We start from the raw sequence: 18,695 nt of genomic DNA, 5'->3' as shown, positions 1-18,695 counted from the left end.
AAGCCGTGGCGGTGACTCGCGTTCTGAAGTGATTCCGCCGAGCGAGATTGATTTCCGGCGGTAACTCAAGGATAGGGCGGATTCGACACACCGGAAGATGGAAGGCTCGGTGACACACTGCGGCAGTGCAGCAGCGAGGCTTTGCGGCACGGAGACGAACCGACCACGGCGTCTGTAGTGTCGCCCACCGTGGCGACAAGCACCACAGCCAAAGACTCGCGATGGCGATGCCAGCAATTTCTATACTTTGGCGAGCCAAGAGTGTTGTCGAGTCGCAGATCGAACCCAGGACATACTTTCACCCGCGCGCAGGAGTATCCAATGAAATCATCAACAGTGACGCCGCCAAGAGCGATAACCCGCAGAGCCACCAAAGCGGCGCTGTCGGCCGTATGTACCCTGATCTTGGCAGCAGCCTCAACGACCGGGCGCGCCTGCAGCGACATCATGCTGCCGCCCCCTCCCGGATTCAAAAAAATCGTACGGACCACGACGGTACCAAGCGAAGAGATTGATGCCTCCGCAATTTCTGCACGGACCATGGATTTCGATCCGAACCTGGCCTGGTATATGGAAAATCAGGCGAAAGGCCAGACGGTGACGGCAACCAATCCGCGACAGAAGAATATGCAGCCAATGCAGTGGACCAGTCTCTATAACCTCGTGGGCTTCAGTGGTGCACCAGGCATCGTAAAGGGAAACGGACGATATTTTGACGGGATGAACGAAAAGGGCCTCTCCGCTGCCATGCTCTGGCTGGAGGATGCGTGGCCATTAAAGGAAGATAGCAAAAGCCAATACCCAGAGCCACAGGAGGGTGACCGCAATCTTTCCGTTCAATTTGTGGTCAACTTTGTCCTTTCAATGTGTGACAGCGTCCGTTGCGCAGTGAACCTTTTCGAGGAAAACCCTCGCCCAGTCGTTTGGGGCGAGGGTCTGAACTTCAGGCCCTTATCCATCGAGATCCCACTTGGGTTACACCTGGTACTACATGACGCGAGAAACCACTCGGCCGTTATCGAATGGCACGACAAGCAGCAATTCATCTACGCACGAACAGACAGCCATCACGTCCTCACGAACGAGCCTCCCCTGCCTGACCAACTCTCCGCACTCAGAAACCCCGACTTCAGGCGACTCACATCCACCAATCATTTCAAGGAAGTCGATTCCGATCTGACTCAGCCATTCATGAATCTGCTACCGGGTGACTCCTCATCCGGCTCCCGCTTCATCACCACAAAGAAGCTCAGCAGCGCAATCACGAAGGACGTCCATGAATACTGGCCGGTCTATCCAGATCCAACGAAAACGTTGACCCCAAGGCTTTGGCGGGTTCAATTGGCCAACCGGATCATGGCTCGCGTGGAGGAAGTCTACGGCGAGGCGCCAGTCACCTTTCTCGGATACAAGACAGGGATCTATTTCCATACCCAGTTCACCGTAATACGGGATCACTCAAACCTAAATCTCTATGTCAGGGGTGTCTACAATCCGGCGTTGCGACGCATCCATTTGGCTGACTTGTTCAAAGGCAATCCTGCAAGTTACAGCAAGAAACTGTTCGTCGACCCACGTCCCGACCTTGAAGACTATAAGTTGATCTATTACCAAGACGTGACGGACATGTTTGCCTCCAAACTGCCTAAACCGCCGTCGACGGCAGTTGGTCCGTGATTTCGGGCATACCCTGGATCCGGGCCATTCCGAAACGAAGAAATTCCGGGGGCGGGTCGTCCCTTTCCAGGGAAGCTCTGATTCACTTAGGGTTTCCCATAATGCAGGAACAAGGCCAGGATGGCTTTCTCGGAGTTCTCTCGCGGTGCTCCACCCCGAGGACACCGCTTACGAGGCTGAAGTGCCGATGACGAAAAAAAAACTAACCCATGAATCAGATCACTTCAGCCTCACCGACGCATCATGCGAAAAAGAAGCAAACGCTCCGGTTAGAAGCTTCCGGCAACGACAGTGCAGGTGGTGTCGTGAAAAGCGCTGATGGCAGTGCTAGAGCTGGGCGGGCCGAAGTCCGGCCGACGCGTGCGGCCGCCGACGCCTTTGGGGGATGGTGCGGAGCTCATACCTGCCGCAGTGGAATGCGCTGTCCGCTCCGGCGGCCGAGAAAGCGCTGGCCTAGATCGAATCGTTGCCGCGGCTCGCGAGGCTGGACCCGCTTGAGGACGCGATACGGAAGAGACGACGAGCCGGACGTTCCGGCGCTTGCTGGAGCGGCATCAACTGACGTCGGTGCCGCTGAACGCGACCAAAAACGGCCCGGCGGCGTAGTGATTCCTACTGAACGGGTGCTCCATCACTCCAACGCTTAAGGACCGCAGCACGGTCTACGCAGCGCATCAACTGTCATTAAGTCGGTGCCGAGATTCTCTGTCGGCGAGAGTTAAGCCACCTCGTGGTTTAATGAAACAGCACCTCGGCGTCATAGCCCTGTTCCTGCGCCAGCCGCTTCAGTTGCTTCAGCGCGGCGTTCTGCAATTGGCGCACTTTCTCACGCGGCATCCCGACCGTGGCGCCGATGGCTTCCAGCGTCTCGCCGTCACCGCCGTTGAGACCGAAACGACGGCTCAGGATCTCTTGCTGTACCGGCGTCAGGCTGGCCAGCCAGACCGGTAGCTGACGCTCGACCGCCGTCTCGTGCAATTGCTCGGTGACATCTACCTGCGCTTCGTCCTCAACCGTATCCACCATCATCTGGTCCGAGCCCAGCTTCACCGGCGTGTCCAGCGAGGTCAGCTTCTCGTTCAGGTGCAGCAGCTGCTCTACCGCTTCGACCGATGCGCCGACGTGCGCCGCGACATCCTTCGGCTCCGGATCCCGCGGCAGCTTCATGGCTAACTCGCGGTAGGCGCGGAGGTAGGTGTTCAGTTCCTTCACCACATGGATCGGCAGGCGGATCGTCCGCGACTGGTTCATCAGCCCCTTCTCGATTTCCTGGCGGATCCACCACGCGGCGTAGGTGGAAAACCGAAAGCCGCGCTCGGGCTCGAACTTGGTGACCGCATGCATCAAGCCCAGGTTGCCTTCTTCGATCAGGTCCAACAGGTCCAGGCCGCGGTTCATGTAGCGGCGAGCCAGCTTGATCACCAGGCGCAGGTTGCACTCGACCATGATACGGAAGGCCTCGGCATCGCCTTCGCGGGCCAAGGCGCCGTAGTGCTTCTCTTCGTCCGCCGTCAGCAAGCGGGCGTTGGCCAGTTCGTGGAAGTAGACCTGGGTGAGATCCCGCTCGACCGTCTCGCTGATCGGTTCCGGTGCGAAAGCCGTTACAACAACGTCCTGCTCGAAGAGGTCGGCAGTGTTGTCAGTGATGGCGTCCATGAGAGTCTCCCCAAGTCGGTCACAGTTTTCTGTTCGGTTCGTGCTATGGATCGGCACGCGTGCAGAAAACACGAGGGGCAGTTTTGCGACTTGGATCACAGAATCACGCAGACACGTCGGCGGGTGCGTCGGGTGGCCAGGAAGGGTGGATCGTTGCCGCCACGACAGGAGGAGGAAGCCTCGGAGGTGAAACAGGATTGGGGTCTCCACCAGTCCAGGTAAATCGGTGTCACGCAGCATCCCACCCGTCTCCGACGTGGCGAGCAGTATTGATACGGAACTTTTCGCTCCGAAACGTTTCTAATACGATGGTCATGACTCCGAATCCAAAACAGCCATTCAACACGGAGACAGGAAATGAACATGAGAACGCACGGGGTCGCTCTCGCGATAGTGACGGTACTTTCCGGAGCCGGCTGCGCTTCGCGCACCGAATTGAAGCCACAGAGCTGGGCAGTGGCCGTCCAGACGGCTGAGACGCGCGAAGCGCATGAACGTCTGGCCGCCCATTACGACGAGATAGCCCAAACCATGGATGCGGATGCCGCCGAGGAGCGGGCGATGCTCCAGCAGTACGAGGCGAATCCGCACAAGTACGGCAAGCGCCTCGCGGATCTGAAGTCCCAGGCCGGGGCGATGATTCGCGACTTCGAACACGCCGCAGAAGAAAGCCGGCGCATGGCGGCCTATCACCGACAGATGGGTAAAGAATCGCGGTGACAGCGGCGACCCAGGTCGGGTAGCTCGGGTTCCGCCGCTTAGTGCTGGCCGCTCCGTCTGCACGGTACGTTCACGCCGCGCAGACGGAGCGGTCGACCCCCCATTAGCGGCAGCATGGTCGGGTTACTTATCAGTGCCTGATTTCGGATTCTCTGGCCGGTCCTGCGAAACCAACTTGGGGCAGTGGCGCAGCTGCTGGCAACGCCGACGAATCTCAACTTACAGGACTGCGCTCGGCCCCGATTTTCGCTCTCACTTCCCCAGACCGGCTCTCCCCCGCGCCCGAGACCACCAAAACACGAGCCAGCCGCTGTAATGCTCGGGGCACTTCTCGCTTTCGATTAGGATCGGATCCTCGTCGCTGAGCCGGAAAACGGCGAACCGGCGCCGTCGGGGCCTGAAGCGGCTCGCAGTATGGGCGCATGGTACCCATCACGGGCTTACCGCAGCGCTTGGTCAAGGACTGGTAACAGACCGCGAAATGGGCGGCCTCGGACAATGACAAAGGGAGATAGGCGTTGCCGAGTTCTCCCCGTGTTGGTCTCAGGCGGCGCAGGCGAGTTGCAGCAAGGCGACCTCACCCTGCGCCGACCCGACGGCCAAGGCTGCGCCGGTGGGATGCCAGGCCAGCACCGAGAGGGGCTGCTCAAGAAAGGTGAGATGGCTGACTGAGCCTTGCGGCAGCTGCCAGACAACGAGCATGCCCTTATCGCCCGCGGTCGCGAGCACTGGTCGCCGGGGATGGAAACGCAGGTCGACGATACGGTCCACATGCCGGCTAAGCATCCGGGGTGCGCTCCGGGCCGGTCCGTTGCCGGAGAAGTCCCAAACGACGGCGTCAGCGGCAGCAGCGCTGGCGAGAAATCGCGATCGGGAATCCCAAGCGAGGCGCGTGATCTTGCCGGGATAGCCGGTCATGCCCAGGCTCTTGCCGGTCTTCACATTCCAGACGACCAGGCTCGCGTCCTGGCAGCCGGCGGCTGCCTGTTGGTCGTTGGGGGACAGGCCCAGGCACAGCAACGAACCTTTCCAGTCGAAGCGCCGCTCCGTTCGACTCTGCCCCATCTTCCACAGGCTCACACCGCCGTAGCAGGCGGTTGCCAACCGCCGGCCGTCGCGCAGCCAGGCAAGGCCGGTGATGGTGCTGGCATGCGCCGTCACCTCGAACACGCTTGCGCCGTCCTCATTCCACACTCGGAGCGAGCGGCCAGCGGCCGCGGCGAGTAAAGGGCCGCGCCTCGACCAGGCCAAGTGCTCCACCCACGCACCCCCACCGTTCATGACGGCGATTTGCTGCCCGGTCTCGCCATCCCACAGCCGCACCTGTCCGTCCTGGCCCCCGCTGGCCAGCAACCTGCCTTCGGGGGACCATGCCAGGGTCAGCGTACCCATCCCGTGACCGGCCAGTTCGTGGACGGTGGCGCCGGCTACCGGCTCCACCAACCGGATGGCGCCGTCGGCAAACGCGGCCGCCAGACGCGCGCCATACGGTGACCAGGCCATGGCGGTCACATAGTCGCTGCCGGGGACGATCCACGCCGGGTCGACCAGCGTTATGCCGTCGTCTTCGTTCAGGCCTGACATGCCTCGAATCCCCGCTGCAATTGGCCCCGATCGAGATTGCGGCCTATGAACACCAATTGGTTGTGCCGCGCCTCGTCGCCCCACGGGCGGTCGGTACGCATGTCCATGAGCATGTGCACGGCGTGGAAGATCAACCGCTTCTCCATTCCCTGGAGGCTGACGATCCCCTTGCTGCGGAAGATGTCGGCACCCCGCTCCCGCAGCAACTTGCCGATCCAGTCGTTGAATCGGTCTTGATCGAGGTCGCCCGGTGCTTCGATGCCGACCGAGGTAACCTCGTCGTCGTGCTCGTGCCCCGCATCGAATTCGCGCGCCGCCAACGGCGTAATGTCGTTGCCGTTCTGGCGCAAGCGTAACTCGAATTCCCCCGGGTGATGTTGGGTGTACAGGACATAGTCTCCCGGCCGCGTGATGCTGACGGCAAAGCGCTTCGGGCCGTTGACATCGAGGTCGAGTTCCACCAGCGACGAATCGGCCGTCAGCCTAGCCTCCGGCAACACCGCCACAGGCGGCTCGGCGAATCGTCGGACAGCAGCTTCCAGGCTGGCTTCGATCGGCTCCCCGCCAGGATCGACCCGCAGCCACGCGAGGCGCAAGGTGGGATCCGGGCCATCGTGCAGCACCAGTTGGTAATCGTCGCCCGCTTCGAGGCGAAACAGGCCGGCCCACTCGAAGGGATATTCCGGTTCCAGGAACGTGGGCTTGACGCTCAGGGCGCGCTCCAGATCGAAGCCGCCGACGTTCAGCACGGCGTCCAGGTCGATCTCGGCGTGACGGGTACGGTGGACCCGGGCCAGGGCGTTCATGCCGCGCACCCGCTTCTCCAATGCATCCAGCTCGGCGTCCGACACCAGATCCGCCTTATTGAGCAGCATCACGTCGGCGAATGCGATCTGCTCGCGCACCTCGGCGCTGTCGTCGAGGTGAAGCTGCACGTGCTTGGCATCGACCACCGTGACCACCGCATCAAGCCGGAACTGCTCGGCCAGCTCGTCGTCCACGAAGAAGGTTTGCGCCACGGGTCCGGGGTCGGCGAGGCCGGTCGTCTCGATCAGGATCGCGTCGAATTTGTCACGGCGTCTCAGCAGATTGCCGAGAATGCGGATCAGGTCACCGCGCACCGTGCAGCAAATGCACCCGTTGTTCATCTCGAAGATCTCCTCGTCGGCGTTGATGACCAGGGCGTGGTCGATGCCGATCTCGCCGAACTCGTTTTCGATCACGGCGATCCGCTGACCGTGATGCTCGCCGAGAATGCGGTTGAGGAGCGTGGTCTTGCCCGCGCCCAGGAAGCCCGTGAGCACGGTGACGGGAATGCGATCGGAAGTCGCGGGGTTCATGGGATGCCTCCGGTTTGGATCGTCAGGAGAGAGAGGACTGGGCCTTGTTGCGCTCGATCAGCGCATAGGCGGAATGATTGTGAATGGACTCGAAGTTCTCGGACTCCACGCTAGACGCCGTGATGCGGGGCTCGTCGTGGAGCCGGGCAGCCACGTCGCGCACCATGTCCTCGACGAACTTGGGATGGTCCTACGCATACTCGGTCACGTATCTCTCGTCGGACCGCTTGAGCAGTGCGTACAGTGGTGACAAGGCTCCGGCCTCAAGCCACTCGATCAGCTCCTCTATCCGCACGAAGCCGCGGGTCGCCACGGTCACCGTGACATCGGAGCGCTGGTTGTGGGCGCCGCGCTCGGAAATCGCCTTGGAGCAAGGACACAGGCGGGTCACAGCCACCACCACCCGCACCGGATGAAGAAGCTCCTTGATCCTCACCTTGTCGATCGGGATGCGGCGCAGATCGGCACGGCCTTGCACATCTTCGACGGCGGGAAATCGAGGTTGGGGAAGGCTCACGTCGTTCAAGTCTCTCGGAGAAATGCGGTTCAGCCCCATCCGGTTGAGGGTGATCGGCACGAAGCCTTGGCGTTGATGGCCGACGTCTTCATCCGATCCCGGGGCCTGACTGGTCCTGCGGAGTCTGTCCGGCAGGTCGCCGAACTTGATCCACGGCATGCGGGATGAAGCGTTCACCCTGGGTCGTCTCGAAGGCCGCATCGTTCAGCGCGAAATGATCGAGCGACAGGCTGTAAAACCGGTCGAAGTAGGCTTGCAGGTGACGCTCGATCCGGTGATCGAACTCGGGCCGGACGATCTGAGTCGTGCCCGGTCGGCGGCGGATCACTGCGCCGTTCCTGACCACTAACTCGCCGTTCTTGAACACCCAATCAGCGGCGGCAAACATGGCCGCCTTGTCGTCGCGTTCCGTGTAGACGGCGATGTCGGCCACTGCGCCGGGGCAGAGCCGGCCGCGATCGGCCAGGCCCAGGACCTGGGCGGCGGCACTGCGGGTCATGATGGCGATCTCGTAGAGCGAGAATTCCTTCTTCAAATCCTTCAGCAGTGTCAGGGCGGCCACGTCCGGGTGCAGCCTTTCCTGGCATGCCAGCCGGTATTGGTAATCCATCAGTAGGCGGAACAGCTCCGGATAACGGGTGAAGGGCGCGCCATTGGGGTGGTCGGTGGTGAAGAACACCCGGCTGGGATCGTCCGCCAGCAGGAAGATTTCCAGCCCGATGGCCCATTGCAAGCTGTTGACGAAGCTCTTTTCGCGGTAGCGGTAGGGCACCACGCCACCGGCCCCGTCGCATTCGGCGTCCCACATGACCCACTTGTCGGGGCTGGCGTCGCCGCGCCGGCCGAACTGGGCGATGACATCGCCGGACATCGTCACGGTCTGACCGAACAGCACCTGGCCCACGTCCATGGTGATGTTGGGATGGCGACGGAATCCCTCCAGCAACCGGGCGGCGGCGGAGGAGAAGCCGCGCGGCCCCTCGGCGCCATAGCCGTAGAACTGGATATGGGCGAGGTGCATGGGCAGCCCCTGGGCCGCCTCCATGGTCGCCAGCGCGGTCTCGACGTTGCCGGGCATGCCCAGGTTGTTGCAGTGGACATGCACCGGATGGGGGACGCCGAGTTCGATCACCGCCCGTTGCAGGGCTTCGAGGATACGGCGGGAACTCACCCCGTAGAACGGCACCACATCGTCCAGGCCGAAGCTCCGAACGTTCCACTTGAAGGCGTTCGCGCCGCCGGCGTTGATGACCTTGAGCCCCAGGCAGCGGGTGGCATGGAGGGTCCAGGCCACGTAATCGTTGATCTGGGTCTGGCTGGCCCCGTCGCGCAACAACCGCAGCAGAAAATCGTCGCTGCCCAGAATGACCAGGCCCGCCGTATCGATGATGGGGATGTCGGCCATCTGTAGGTGGGCATCGAGAGCGTTGGCGGGCAGCACCGCCGGCTCCACCACGGTGGTGTAGCCCAGGCGGGCGTAACGATAGCCGGTGTCCACCGTCGACCAGCGGGCAGTCTCGTGCGGATGGCCCAACCGCCGGGCTATGAAGTTCCGGTGCTGTTCCGGCAGCAGTACCCGTGCGGTGTTGGCGTTGCCCCCGGCAATATGACTATGGATGTCGATGGCCCCGGCCATGACGACCTTGCCGGACACGTCGTAGTCCGCGTCTAAGCGCGCGTCCGGTCCGGGGTCCGCGGCGATCCGGCCATCCTCGACGAACAGGTCACGGACTTCGCCGTTCCAGCCTTGAGTGGGGTCGTAGAGCCGGCCGCCGCTTAGTTTGATACGCATGATTCTCCAGGAGCAGGAAAGCTATTCGTAGCGGGCGCTACGGGCGTTGACGGGACGGCTGGCATTGGCGCGCGATGGGCCGCTGGCAACGGGCCTCGGAAGCTCGGGCTCGGCCCGCCCGGCTGGCCGCAACGTATCGGGCGAACGGTCAAACCGGGAAGATCGTTCACTCCGACGCCCGAGACCCGTTGCATCATCGCGGCGCGTTACGTCATGACGCGCGGGGGGAAGCGCACTGAGAACGGCCAAGCGACATGCGCCGCCACGACGATCAATAGGCGGCAACGAACTGCTCCAAAGCCGCCACCGACTGCATGAAGCCGACTCCTGTGGCGAAGGTAAACACTTGCTCCCATGGCGCGCCGAGACCTTTGTCATGCAGGGCGGGGATCAAGTCGGAACTGGCGATGTAGATGAAACCGCCGGCTGCGACCGGCAACAGCAGGGTGAGTGAGGCTTCGGCATACTGTCCCAGCAACAGCGTGGCACCAATGCCGGGCAGTACGGTCAGGGAGCAGTAGAAGTTGTAGCGTATGGCCTGCCCCGGCCGGTAACCGCCGTGGATCAGGGCTCCCACATCGCCGATCTCCTGGGGAATCTCGTGGGCGATGATGGCGAGGGTGGTAGTCGCACCGATCCAGGGGTCGATCCAAAAACTGCCCGTGATCAGAATCCCGTCAACGAAATTGTGCACCGCATCGCCGATCAGGTTCATCCGAGCCATCGGCTTGACGGTAGCGCTGGTCAGCGCATGGTCGTGACGCCAGCGCACCCCTTTCTCCAGCACGAAGAACAGAAACAACCCGCCCAGCACCGCGAGGCAGACCTCGCCTGGGTCGCCGTGCCGGCTGATCGCATCGGGGATCAAGTGGATGAAGGCATCGCCCAGCAGTACGCCTACGGCCAAGGCGACCAGTGCGGGGACCAAACGTTGGAGGCGATGCGGCGGCAGCCACAGCACGAAGGCCCCGGAAAAAGCCACGAGACTGACTGCGACACCGGCGCCGAAGGCGTAGAGGCCAACCGACGCGAAGGAAGTCAGCTCCGTAGTCATCTGCCCCGGGCGACCGGCCTGACCGGTGAAGCCTCGAACTGACGTCGAACGGGCTGAATCAGTGCCGGATTCGCTGCACGCAGCTGTGCAAGGCACCGTTCTCTGCACAACACAAAAATGTGGGCGTTTGCTTGCGGCCACCAATCGCGCCACCCGACACGGCAAGGCTCCCACCCCGAGCCGCCGGCATCGGCGATCCAAGCACCATCGATCACCCGATATCGCGGCTCCTCCTCCGTTAGCGGGTTACTCATCGCCACAGAGGCTGCGCTACCCTGGGCTCGGTGGCGTGGCTTACAGCGCATCAATGCAGGGAGTGGGGTCGGCCTCGCGCCGTCATTGACCACGAAAGGCACAAAAACGCCATGCACTCGGCGCAATCCCCCCACCTTCAGGTGTGAACGGTGCACTTGGTCATTTGTGGCTGGCTGGAAGGATTGCATTGAGCGCTTTCGCTGTTTGACCCTATCGAACATTGCGTGGGCTTTGCGGCTGGGTAACGCCCCGCATCGATGTGCCGGGGAAGCGCTGCCTCGCCCAGGCAGTTCCTCGGAAGATCCGTTTGATCCCGCAGCCCGGCCCGGACCAAAGATTCCGTCATCCCGCAGGGCCTGCCATAAAAGTAACTTTATAACATCACATTCGGGGCGAGACGGTCAATTGAATCCTCATCAGCGGCCGGACGAGGGCATGGCCATCCGTGCCATGGGGCACCGGTCAAAGCGGTTTGCTCTTACCGGCAGCTCTCGTCAACGTGTTGCTTTGGACACGAACCACGTGATTGTTGATGAATGGTTCGGTTCGTCGAGGTCCCATGGGGGCGGAGGAATAGGCCGTGAGACTGCGGTAGCAATGGGGCTGTGCTGTGGTGCTCGTTCCAGACCGAGAAATGGGGTCGGGGTGAGAAACGGTGAGAAAGGGAAACGCCGCCCCACAGGTTAAGGGGTACGCAGACACAGAAAGCCCCTAATTGGCTTAGGCCACCATCGTTTGTCGACGCGAGTTTAGGTAGTTCTACCGATTGTGCGACCAACTGCCCCGCGACAAACTGCGTATGTCCCGGCGCCGAGTGGACATCCGCTGGGTGCTATTTTGGTAGTCACTTGGCGGCTCAGACTTCGCACAGCGTGAGTTATTGCCGTTGCAGCAAACTCGATGATGGAATATGAACGCGATGCACAGATTGCTGATCCGACGAATAGCGCTGATCACCGGGCTGCTTTCGATGGGCCAGGCGACAGCCGGTTCCGCTGACACGAATCGACAACCCAACTCTTCAAGCTTGGCGGTCGGTTGGAACCAGGCGGGTTTCGACGCCAGGCACAGTAGCTACAACCCTTACGAGACGCTCATCAACGAAGGGAATGTCTCGCAACTGTCCGTCGTCTGGAAGGCCCCGATTGGGGCTGGGGCGGTCCTCAGAGCCGTGTCCGGTGGCCGGGTATACCTGACCACAGGGAACCGCTTGGTGACGTTGCGGGCTGGCGACGGCGCGCCCGCATGGACGAAGTCCTTCCAAGGGAACGTGGCCTCAACGGCAATTCGGGATGGCCGTGTCTATGTGGCGGCGAACCACGGCACAGGCAGCCAGCACATCGGCACACTGACGGCGCTTCGCGCAGATGACGGCATGCTCCTGTGGACGAAACTGCGGCGAGGTGCCGAATTCCGCTACGTTCTGACTTCGCGCGATGCCCTCTACACCGCGGTGACCAAACTCACGGCAAGTCCCGGTTACACCTGTCGAGCGACGGTTTCCGCCCGCAACCCAGTCACCGGAAAACCGGTGTGGAGCCGCATCGGGCCCCCGCCCGTCCCTGCGGATTCTCCCTTTTTCTGCTACGCAGCTGGCCCGTTGTCGGAGCGCAATGGTTTGATTTACGCCAGATTCCCATGCACCGAACGTAGCTGTCTATCGCCTCTCCAGGCGTTCATGGCCGATAACGGCATGCCCCTGTGGCGCAAGGACGACGCCAAATTTGACGCGGTGCCGGTCGTTGGGAACGGAGCGGTTTACCTGGGCGGTAACTGGTCCTATGTGGCGTCCGTGTCCCAGTACGGTGCCAAGGATGGAGCGGAGGGTTGGTCCTGGTCCGCGCCCGATACCTTTGCGGGTGCCAGTCAGCCAGCCATGGCGCCAGGAAAGGTTTTCTTTAGCTGGGATGGAGATTCCGGCCTCGCGGAGCTGAAGGCCGTAAGCAGCCGCACCGGAGCGGATGCCTGGACCCAGGCGGGCTATTTTGGCAAGCCCACGGTGGCAAACGGCTTGGTGTTTGTCGCGGGACAAGGGCTCGCCGCCTTCAAGCTCGCGGACGGCACGCCCGCATGGACACACCCGAGTCCCGACGACGAGAACTTCGCGGCTTCCGAAGTGATCGTGGTCAACGGTCGCCTCTACGCGATTTCGTCTTCCGGCAACGTGTACGCGTTCGGCCTATCACCCTGAAGGGGGCTAGCCCGCGCGGGGGTCCGAAATTGGCCCTGGGCAACACGGGCCTGGCCGTCAGTCGTTTTCGCGCCCCGTCGAGCTTCGCTGGCGGTTCCCCCAAGCAGCACTACTGGCGGAAGGGACCGGTGATCTCGAAGGTCATGCCGCGCACCCCATCGGTGCCGCGCTGCGACGTGCAGTACAGCCGCGTGCCATCCGGACTGAATGCCAAGCCGGTGATCTCCGACTCGGGCTTCCAACTGGACGACGTCACCACGTCTCCGTCCTGGCCCGGGGAGCCAGTCTCGCCCCCGCCGTGGCCGACCAACTGCAGGAACGGCGCGGCCACGCGGTTGCGGCCTCCGTCTGCCAGGAGCACCAGTTGCAGATCGTCCGCGTCCTCGCCGACGAAAATGTCCCCCGACGTGCGGTGCACCGTGATGCAGTCCGGGTCTCGGAGCGGAGCAGCGTCGCCTAGGACCGCAGCGTCGTAAATGACCTCGATCTTGTCGGTAGTCGCTTCGAGGGCCCACACCTTGTCGTCGCCGGTCGTGGTGAAGTAAAGGTAACCGTTACTGAACCACGCCCCTTCACCACGGTTGAACGCCGTGGTCCTTCTGGATCGCTCGGGGCGCAGGTGCGTGACTTGAACCCAGCTGACCTTGTCGCCGGCCGCGTTGAGCTTGGCGGCCTCGAGCGTGCCCATCGTCAGGTCACCGAACGTGGTCGGGCGGAAGCGGTACAGCCGTCCGTTCCCGTCGTCCTCAGTGAGGTAAACGTACCCAGTGAGGGGATCGACGACCGCCGCCTCGTGCGGGAACTCGCCGAGCAGCGGACGCTGCACACCCTGCCCGGCCCTGGTTGGGTCGCACTCCCACACGTGACCGTTGCGAAATTCCTCGCCCGACAGCCATGTCCCCCACGGAGTTGCTCCCCCCGAACAGTTCCACTTGGTGCCGCCCAGGATGCGGTAGGCATCGACGATCTCACCGTCAGCGTCGAAGCGGATCGCTGCGGCACCCCCGCCCGTGCCGTTGACCTCGGAGTTTGCGACGTAGATCCATCCCCCGTCGGCCATGGCGAAGGTCGCAGCGCCGTCGGGCTCGCCCACCCACTCGAAGTTCGTGCCGGGAACCCAGTCGCCGGTGAAACCGATGAGCCGGGCCGAGAAGCCCGCCGGTAGGCGGACGCCGAAACGGTCAGCGGGGCCCAAGGGTCCGTAGACGCCCTCGCCCAGAACCACAGGCACGGCAAGCGCCTCACGCCAGAAACCAAAACTGAAGCTCAAAGCAGTGGCGGCGCCAAGCTTAATTGCGGTGCGTCTGTTCATGGCCATCCTGAGAAATTAAGAGGTAATGAATGCAGAGACTTTGGAATTCTATATGGCGGAGAAGATGCATGGATCCGTGATGCATGCCTGCCAATTTCCATTCGGGTATGGATCGCGCCATGACAGCCTGCTCCGGCGGCTTCTCCGAGGATACCCAGGACACTGCGCGATGCTCAGGCGGTTTGCTGCTGCGAGGCGTACGTACGCGCCGCCAACATGGGCGTGAACCTGAGCCGACGGGGGCAGCGAGATCATCGATTCGTGCTGTCCCATCATCGTGGGCTCCAATAAGCCCAGACCCGTGGACAACGGACCGGCAAACGCAGGCGATCGCCTGTCAATCACAGTGACTGAAGTGCGCGACCGCATCACGGCAAAAACTCGGTGGCCATCCGGTTGGACGGCTGCCAGGAAAGCACGACGGACCAGCAGCATCACTTGCCGAGAACTCGAGCAGGCACCCCGCTGGAGCAGCGGGGTCGCACGGTGCTTTACCCTCAGAGGTAGAAATCGTTCGTGGTCAAATCCACCAAACCGGTGAGCTGAATCACCATGTTGGCACCCAAACCTTCCTCGGTCAGAATGATCAGATAGGTCGTATCCCGCGCATCGTTGGCGCGGTCCTGCTGGTACCAGCCGATGGTCCCCACTTCTACCGACCCGGTGTTCACCGGGACCCTCACCAAGGTAAAGGCGTCGTCGATCCCGGCGGTCGCCTCGTTGGCATCGATCGCTGAGAGGTCGATCTTGTCGGTTCCGGCCTTGAAGTCGAGGATCCGATCGAACTTGAAGGTGAGGCCAGAATCCAGCACCTGTTCGTACGCGAATACGTCCTGGCCGAGGCCGCCCACCAGCACATCCTTACCCAGGCCTCCGGTCAGGATGTCATTGCCGCCACCGCCCGAAAGGCGGTTATCCCCGGCATTACCGATCAGTTCCTGCGACAGCGCATTGCCGGTCAGATTGATGGCGGTCGTCGCGGTAGGATCGTTCGTCTGCAGGACTTCGATATTGTTATTCGACCGGGCAAGTCGGTAGCTCACGCTGGTGCTGATGGTGTCAAAGCCCTCTCCGGAGCGTTCGACAATCCGGTCCGACGAACTGTCGACGATGTAGCTATCGTTGCCGCCCCCGCCCGCCATCTGGTCATCACCGGTGCCGCCATCAACGCTGTCCTCGCCGCTGCCGCCGACGAAGATATCGTTGCCCGCGCCCAGATCGATCTGGCCGAATACCAGCCCATTCTGGGTCATTTGGTCGTCGCCATCGCCCATGGAGACATCGCCGAATATGCGGCCCCCGCTCTGGTTGGTCAGCACATCGTCCATGCCGCCGAGAGAGACGTCCCCGATCAACCGGCCGGAGTTTGTCACGTTATCGACGGTGATATTGCCGGAACGGATCGCAATGCCGCCGACAGTGTCGCCTGAGATGATGGCACCTGAGTTCTCGATGACACTGGTTCCAGGCCCACCCACTTGGATACCGACGTCGTCGCCATAAATCAGGCCGGAGTTGATGACCTCGCGGTGATAGGCTCCGGGACCCGTGGGAGCCGCGCTACCGACAAGAACCAGCCCTGTCCGATTTATGAAGAATCTCTCACCGCTTGCGATGATGCGACCGGCGTTGGCGATTCGCACGTCGAGGAGGTTTTGGAATTGCATACCCGCGACCGACGCGCTCACCACGGTAGTCGTCCCCACCGTGATGTCGACCGATCCCGAATAATTCGTGGGTAGTTGCTGACCCAATACACCGAATGCGCCACCACTCAAAACACCGGCAACGAGATGGATCGCGTAGATATTTCCCTCGCCCCACAGACCAAGCGCTGCACTACCGCCGCTAAGCACTCCGTTCGTCGTGAGATCATAAGTCTGTCCCGTGCCCGCTAGATGAATCGCATAACCAGTCGTACTACTCACGAGAGCACCGCCCTGTATCAGCGTGTCGCCGACCTCGGTATAGAACGCGTCACCAGAGGTGGTGACGTTGCCTGGGATAGTTGTCATGGGTAATCCCTTGTCAGTTGGGGGTGAAATTCAGCGGGGCTGGGTACGTATGCGAGGGCCAGGCCAAATATGGCGGATATCGCTAGAGAAACAATTCTATTATTCAATGTTTTAGGCCTTTCTCTTGGTCGATGAGCATGAACCTAACTGGTGCTGACGTCATGGCTTCTCAGCGACTGGGGCAATCAATTTTTCGCTGATCAGCATCGCGGCGCCGACACTCATAATGCGCTGACGTCTCCATACTCCATGCGTCGATCGAAGAGGTCGAAGCAATGGTTCAGGTTGGCTTTTCCGAGAAACGCGCCGACTTACTGCCCCCGTGGTAAAGGGAATGGCGGGCGAGCGACCTCTTTGCCGCGAGTGTGGCCGCGCTAACCGAACAACACTCGGCCAATCGGCAGCGCCCGGACGATATCACACCGCAGGCGCGGTGTGTCGGAGTCTGGTCTGCGGGTAAAGCGGATCCGTGCAACCGGTGTATGCAACGGAGGTCATTCCCGGACGATCCAAATCGGGCGGCAGGCCGGGGTGAGCATCGCGGACTCCGAAGAATGCGGCCAGCCGCGCGCTGAGGCTCTGGCGGAATGAACTGCTTGCGTTCGCAATCGAACAGCTTTTCCGCCAGCCTCGAACGCGGCTCCGTCCTGATCCCGCCGGCAATACCCACCTCGGAGCACGGAGGGCGGAGGGCGGACTCGACGCTACGACGCGCCCCGGACTGGCCCGAACGCATGCGGAAAACCCGAAGGCAGGACGTTGATTCCGAACCTGATGCCGGACGTAGTCCACCGCCAACACGTATAATCGCATGGCGGTCGCGCCGTGCAGTCCGACGTCTGCGCCCATTAGCGCCGCTGCAGCCAACCAAGGCGCGCTACTCAGTCTCCATCACCTAACGGCACGCAACCCACGCGGCGCGCTGTTATTTGTCCCGCCCCCGGTTCCCGATCAGATTCGGGCGGACTAGGCGAATCGGTGGGGCCCCGCCACCGGTCGTCGGCTGTGGCACTTCCCGGGTGGTAAGGAGCATGGGCCGCCCGATCACATTGACATTGCCTTTACGGCTATCGAGAGGTTTTCAAGCGAGTGGAGTTGCTGTTCATTTTCGGACGAATCCTATCGTCGTCGTTTTCCAGCGTCTTTCAAAAGCAGCTATCCCATCACGGGCTGCACCCGTTCTACATCGTCGCTACCACCTATTTCATTCTGAGCCTACTGGCCGCTCCGCTGATCGGCCTGATCGATGCGCCCCTCCTTGGCGGCGCCTTCTGGATCAATGTTTGCCTGGCCTCGTTGCTGGATGTGGCAGGCTGGATGTTTCTGGTCATCTCGTTGTCGAAGACAGACCTGTCGGTATTCGGGCCGCTCAATGCCTACAAGGTCGTGATCTCGACGGTGCTGGGCGTGTTCTTTCTCGGTGAGATTCCCAGCACCCAGGGCATCGTCGGTGTGGCGGCGATCATGGTCGGGAGCTTTTTCCTGACGCAATCCTCTGCCGCGACGGACAGGGGCCGGGCCTTCGGTCTGCTTCTAGACCGCGGCGTACAGGCCCGTTTTCTGTCGATCATCCTGTTTTCCGTCGGCACCGTGTTTTTGAAGAACTCGGTTATGTATGCCGGCCCCTTCGAAACGCTCATCTTCTGGTCGCTCTTCGGGCTGCCGCTGATCCTCCTGGGTAACGCCTGGTTTATCCGCGACCGCTTCATCCAAAGCGTCAGAGCGTCCTACCCCCACCTCCACACGATCGTCATGGCCGGCGTTCTGGTGTTTCTGATGCAATACCTGACGCTGGTTCTGCTGTCGCGGATGCTTGTCGCCTACGCGCTGGCACTCTTTCAGTTAGGCATGCTCCTGCAAGTGGTTCTCGGCCATACCCTCTTCAACGAAGGGCAGTTCATCAGACGGCTGCTCGCCGGATCGGTGATGATGGCCGGCAGCTCTCTGGTACTCATGGCCTGAGGGCCGACCACAGAACGTCGGGCACGGCTGTTTCGGTTGGGCCATGACAGGACAGCAGACTCCGCTGTCTTCCCAGTTCGCAGTCACCGGGATCCAGCCCTCCAGGCGAGGACTGGCGATGAAGGCGTCTCCCGCTTCGTTGAGGGCATCGATCCCCTTGCATCTCTGATGCGTCCGTTCGTCCGAGGACACGCGTGTCCGCGCCAAGTCGTGGCGGTCGGTCTGAGTGCCTTCCGGTGGGTGTGCGACGACCTGCGGAATCCCGGCTGTTTGCCGATACCCCCGCCGGCGCTCACGCCAGTGCGCTGATCTGTTCGCTGGTCGAGACCGACAAGGCCAACGGCCTCGAACCGTACCTGTGGCTGCGCCATGTCTTGCGCCACTTGCCGAACGCTACCACCGCCGAACTCTTCGAAGCCCTCTTACCTTGGAATTGCCCACCCGCGGATTCGATCACGACCTGATCCGCACCGCATAACCTGCAGTTCTTGGACTGCTTGCCAACTTCTCACGCTGAGCCCCGTGAGCGACTGCTTGTCGGCCAGTTCTGACGTTCGACTTCCGGTCCGTGTGAGTCGGCAATGTGGTGCATTGCTGCCGTACGGGCGTCGGGGGAGCAG

General features: G+C 61.8%; 11 protein-coding genes and 2 pseudogenes. 5 read left to right on the top strand and 8 right to left on the bottom strand.

The features are described 5' to 3' along the window. The first annotated feature begins 321 nt into the window (after positions 1-321). On the top strand, positions 322-1,677 hold the full coding sequence (locus tag ACW73L_RS18905) for a linear amide C-N hydrolase (protein WP_498924133.1): 1,356 nt from the start codon (positions 322-324) through the stop codon (positions 1,675-1,677). Positions 1,678-2,412: 735 nt separating this feature from the next. Here the strand turns inward: ACW73L_RS18905 and ACW73L_RS18900 are convergent. Beyond that, complete coding sequence (locus ACW73L_RS18900) at positions 2,413-3,573, bottom strand: sigma-70 family RNA polymerase sigma factor (RefSeq protein WP_498924132.1); 1,161 nt, start codon at positions 3,571-3,573, stop codon at positions 2,413-2,415. Between the two features lie 117 nt (positions 3,574-3,690). Here ACW73L_RS18900 and ACW73L_RS18895 point away from each other — a divergent pair, with 117 nt between their 5' ends. Further along, positions 3,691-4,053, top strand: a complete 363-nt coding sequence (locus tag ACW73L_RS18895; RefSeq protein ID WP_498924131.1) for a hypothetical protein — start codon at positions 3,691-3,693, stop codon at positions 4,051-4,053. 543 nt (positions 4,054-4,596) lie between these two features. On the opposite strand, the gene ACW73L_RS18890 is transcribed toward ACW73L_RS18895, so the two are convergent. From ACW73L_RS18890 to ACW73L_RS18870, 5 genes and pseudogenes are all read right to left on the bottom strand, one after another. Beyond that, positions 4,597-5,637: a WD40 repeat domain-containing protein gene (locus ACW73L_RS18890; protein WP_498924130.1), complete on the bottom strand. Its 1,041-nt coding sequence runs from the start codon at positions 5,635-5,637 to the stop codon at positions 4,597-4,599. Then, on the bottom strand, positions 5,625-6,977 hold the full coding sequence (locus ACW73L_RS18885; protein WP_498924129.1) for a CobW family GTP-binding protein: 1,353 nt from the start codon (positions 6,975-6,977) through the stop codon (positions 5,625-5,627). Before ACW73L_RS18885 ends, ACW73L_RS18890 begins: the two co-directional genes overlap by 13 nt. A gap of 22 nt (positions 6,978-6,999) precedes the next feature. Continuing rightward, a pseudogene (locus tag ACW73L_RS18880) lies at positions 7,000-7,380 on the bottom strand (GTP cyclohydrolase I FolE2); the annotation flags it as partial. 202 nt (positions 7,381-7,582) lie between these two features. Beyond that, positions 7,583-9,286 carry a formylmethanofuran dehydrogenase subunit A gene (locus ACW73L_RS18875; RefSeq protein ID WP_498924128.1) on the bottom strand — a complete coding sequence of 568 codons (1,704 nt, stop codon included), beginning with the start codon at positions 9,284-9,286 and terminating at the stop codon, positions 7,583-7,585. Positions 9,287-9,557: 271 nt separating this feature from the next. Further along, the gene (locus ACW73L_RS18870; protein ID WP_498924127.1) at positions 9,558-10,340 is read right to left on the bottom strand and encodes a ZIP family metal transporter; all 783 of its coding nucleotides are present in this window, start codon (positions 10,338-10,340) and stop codon (positions 9,558-9,560) included. A 1,174-nt stretch (positions 10,341-11,514) separates the two neighbouring features. Here ACW73L_RS18870 and ACW73L_RS18865 point away from each other — a divergent pair. Beyond that, positions 11,515-12,786, top strand: a complete 1,272-nt coding sequence (locus tag ACW73L_RS18865) for an outer membrane protein assembly factor BamB family protein (RefSeq protein ID WP_498924126.1) — start codon at positions 11,515-11,517, stop codon at positions 12,784-12,786. A 109-nt stretch (positions 12,787-12,895) separates the two neighbouring features. Here the strand turns inward: ACW73L_RS18865 and ACW73L_RS18860 are convergent, their stop codons facing one another. Together ACW73L_RS18860 and ACW73L_RS18855 are read right to left on the bottom strand one after the other, a co-directional pair. After that, positions 12,896-14,098, bottom strand: a complete 1,203-nt coding sequence (locus tag ACW73L_RS18860; RefSeq protein WP_498924125.1) for an alkaline phosphatase PhoX — start codon at positions 14,096-14,098, stop codon at positions 12,896-12,898. Positions 14,099-14,595: 497 nt separating this feature from the next. Next, on the bottom strand, positions 14,596-16,113 hold the full coding sequence (locus ACW73L_RS18855; RefSeq protein ID WP_498924124.1) for a M10 family metallopeptidase C-terminal domain-containing protein: 1,518 nt from the start codon (positions 16,111-16,113) through the stop codon (positions 14,596-14,598). 1,089 nt (positions 16,114-17,202) lie between these two features. Here ACW73L_RS18855 and ACW73L_RS18850 point away from each other — a divergent pair. Together ACW73L_RS18850 and ACW73L_RS18845 are read left to right on the top strand one after the other, a co-directional pair. Then, positions 17,203-18,075: an EamA family transporter gene (locus ACW73L_RS18850; RefSeq protein WP_498924123.1), complete on the top strand. Its 873-nt coding sequence runs from the start codon at positions 17,203-17,205 to the stop codon at positions 18,073-18,075. A gap of 266 nt (positions 18,076-18,341) precedes the next feature. Beyond that, positions 18,342-18,539 (top strand): annotated as a pseudogene (locus ACW73L_RS18845) (transposase domain-containing protein); the annotation flags it as partial. Between the last annotated feature and the right edge of the window lie 156 nt (positions 18,540-18,695).

It is taken from the genome of Methylolobus aquaticus (assembly GCF_054172105.1).
This window is presented reverse-complemented; position numbering and strand designations above follow the sequence as displayed.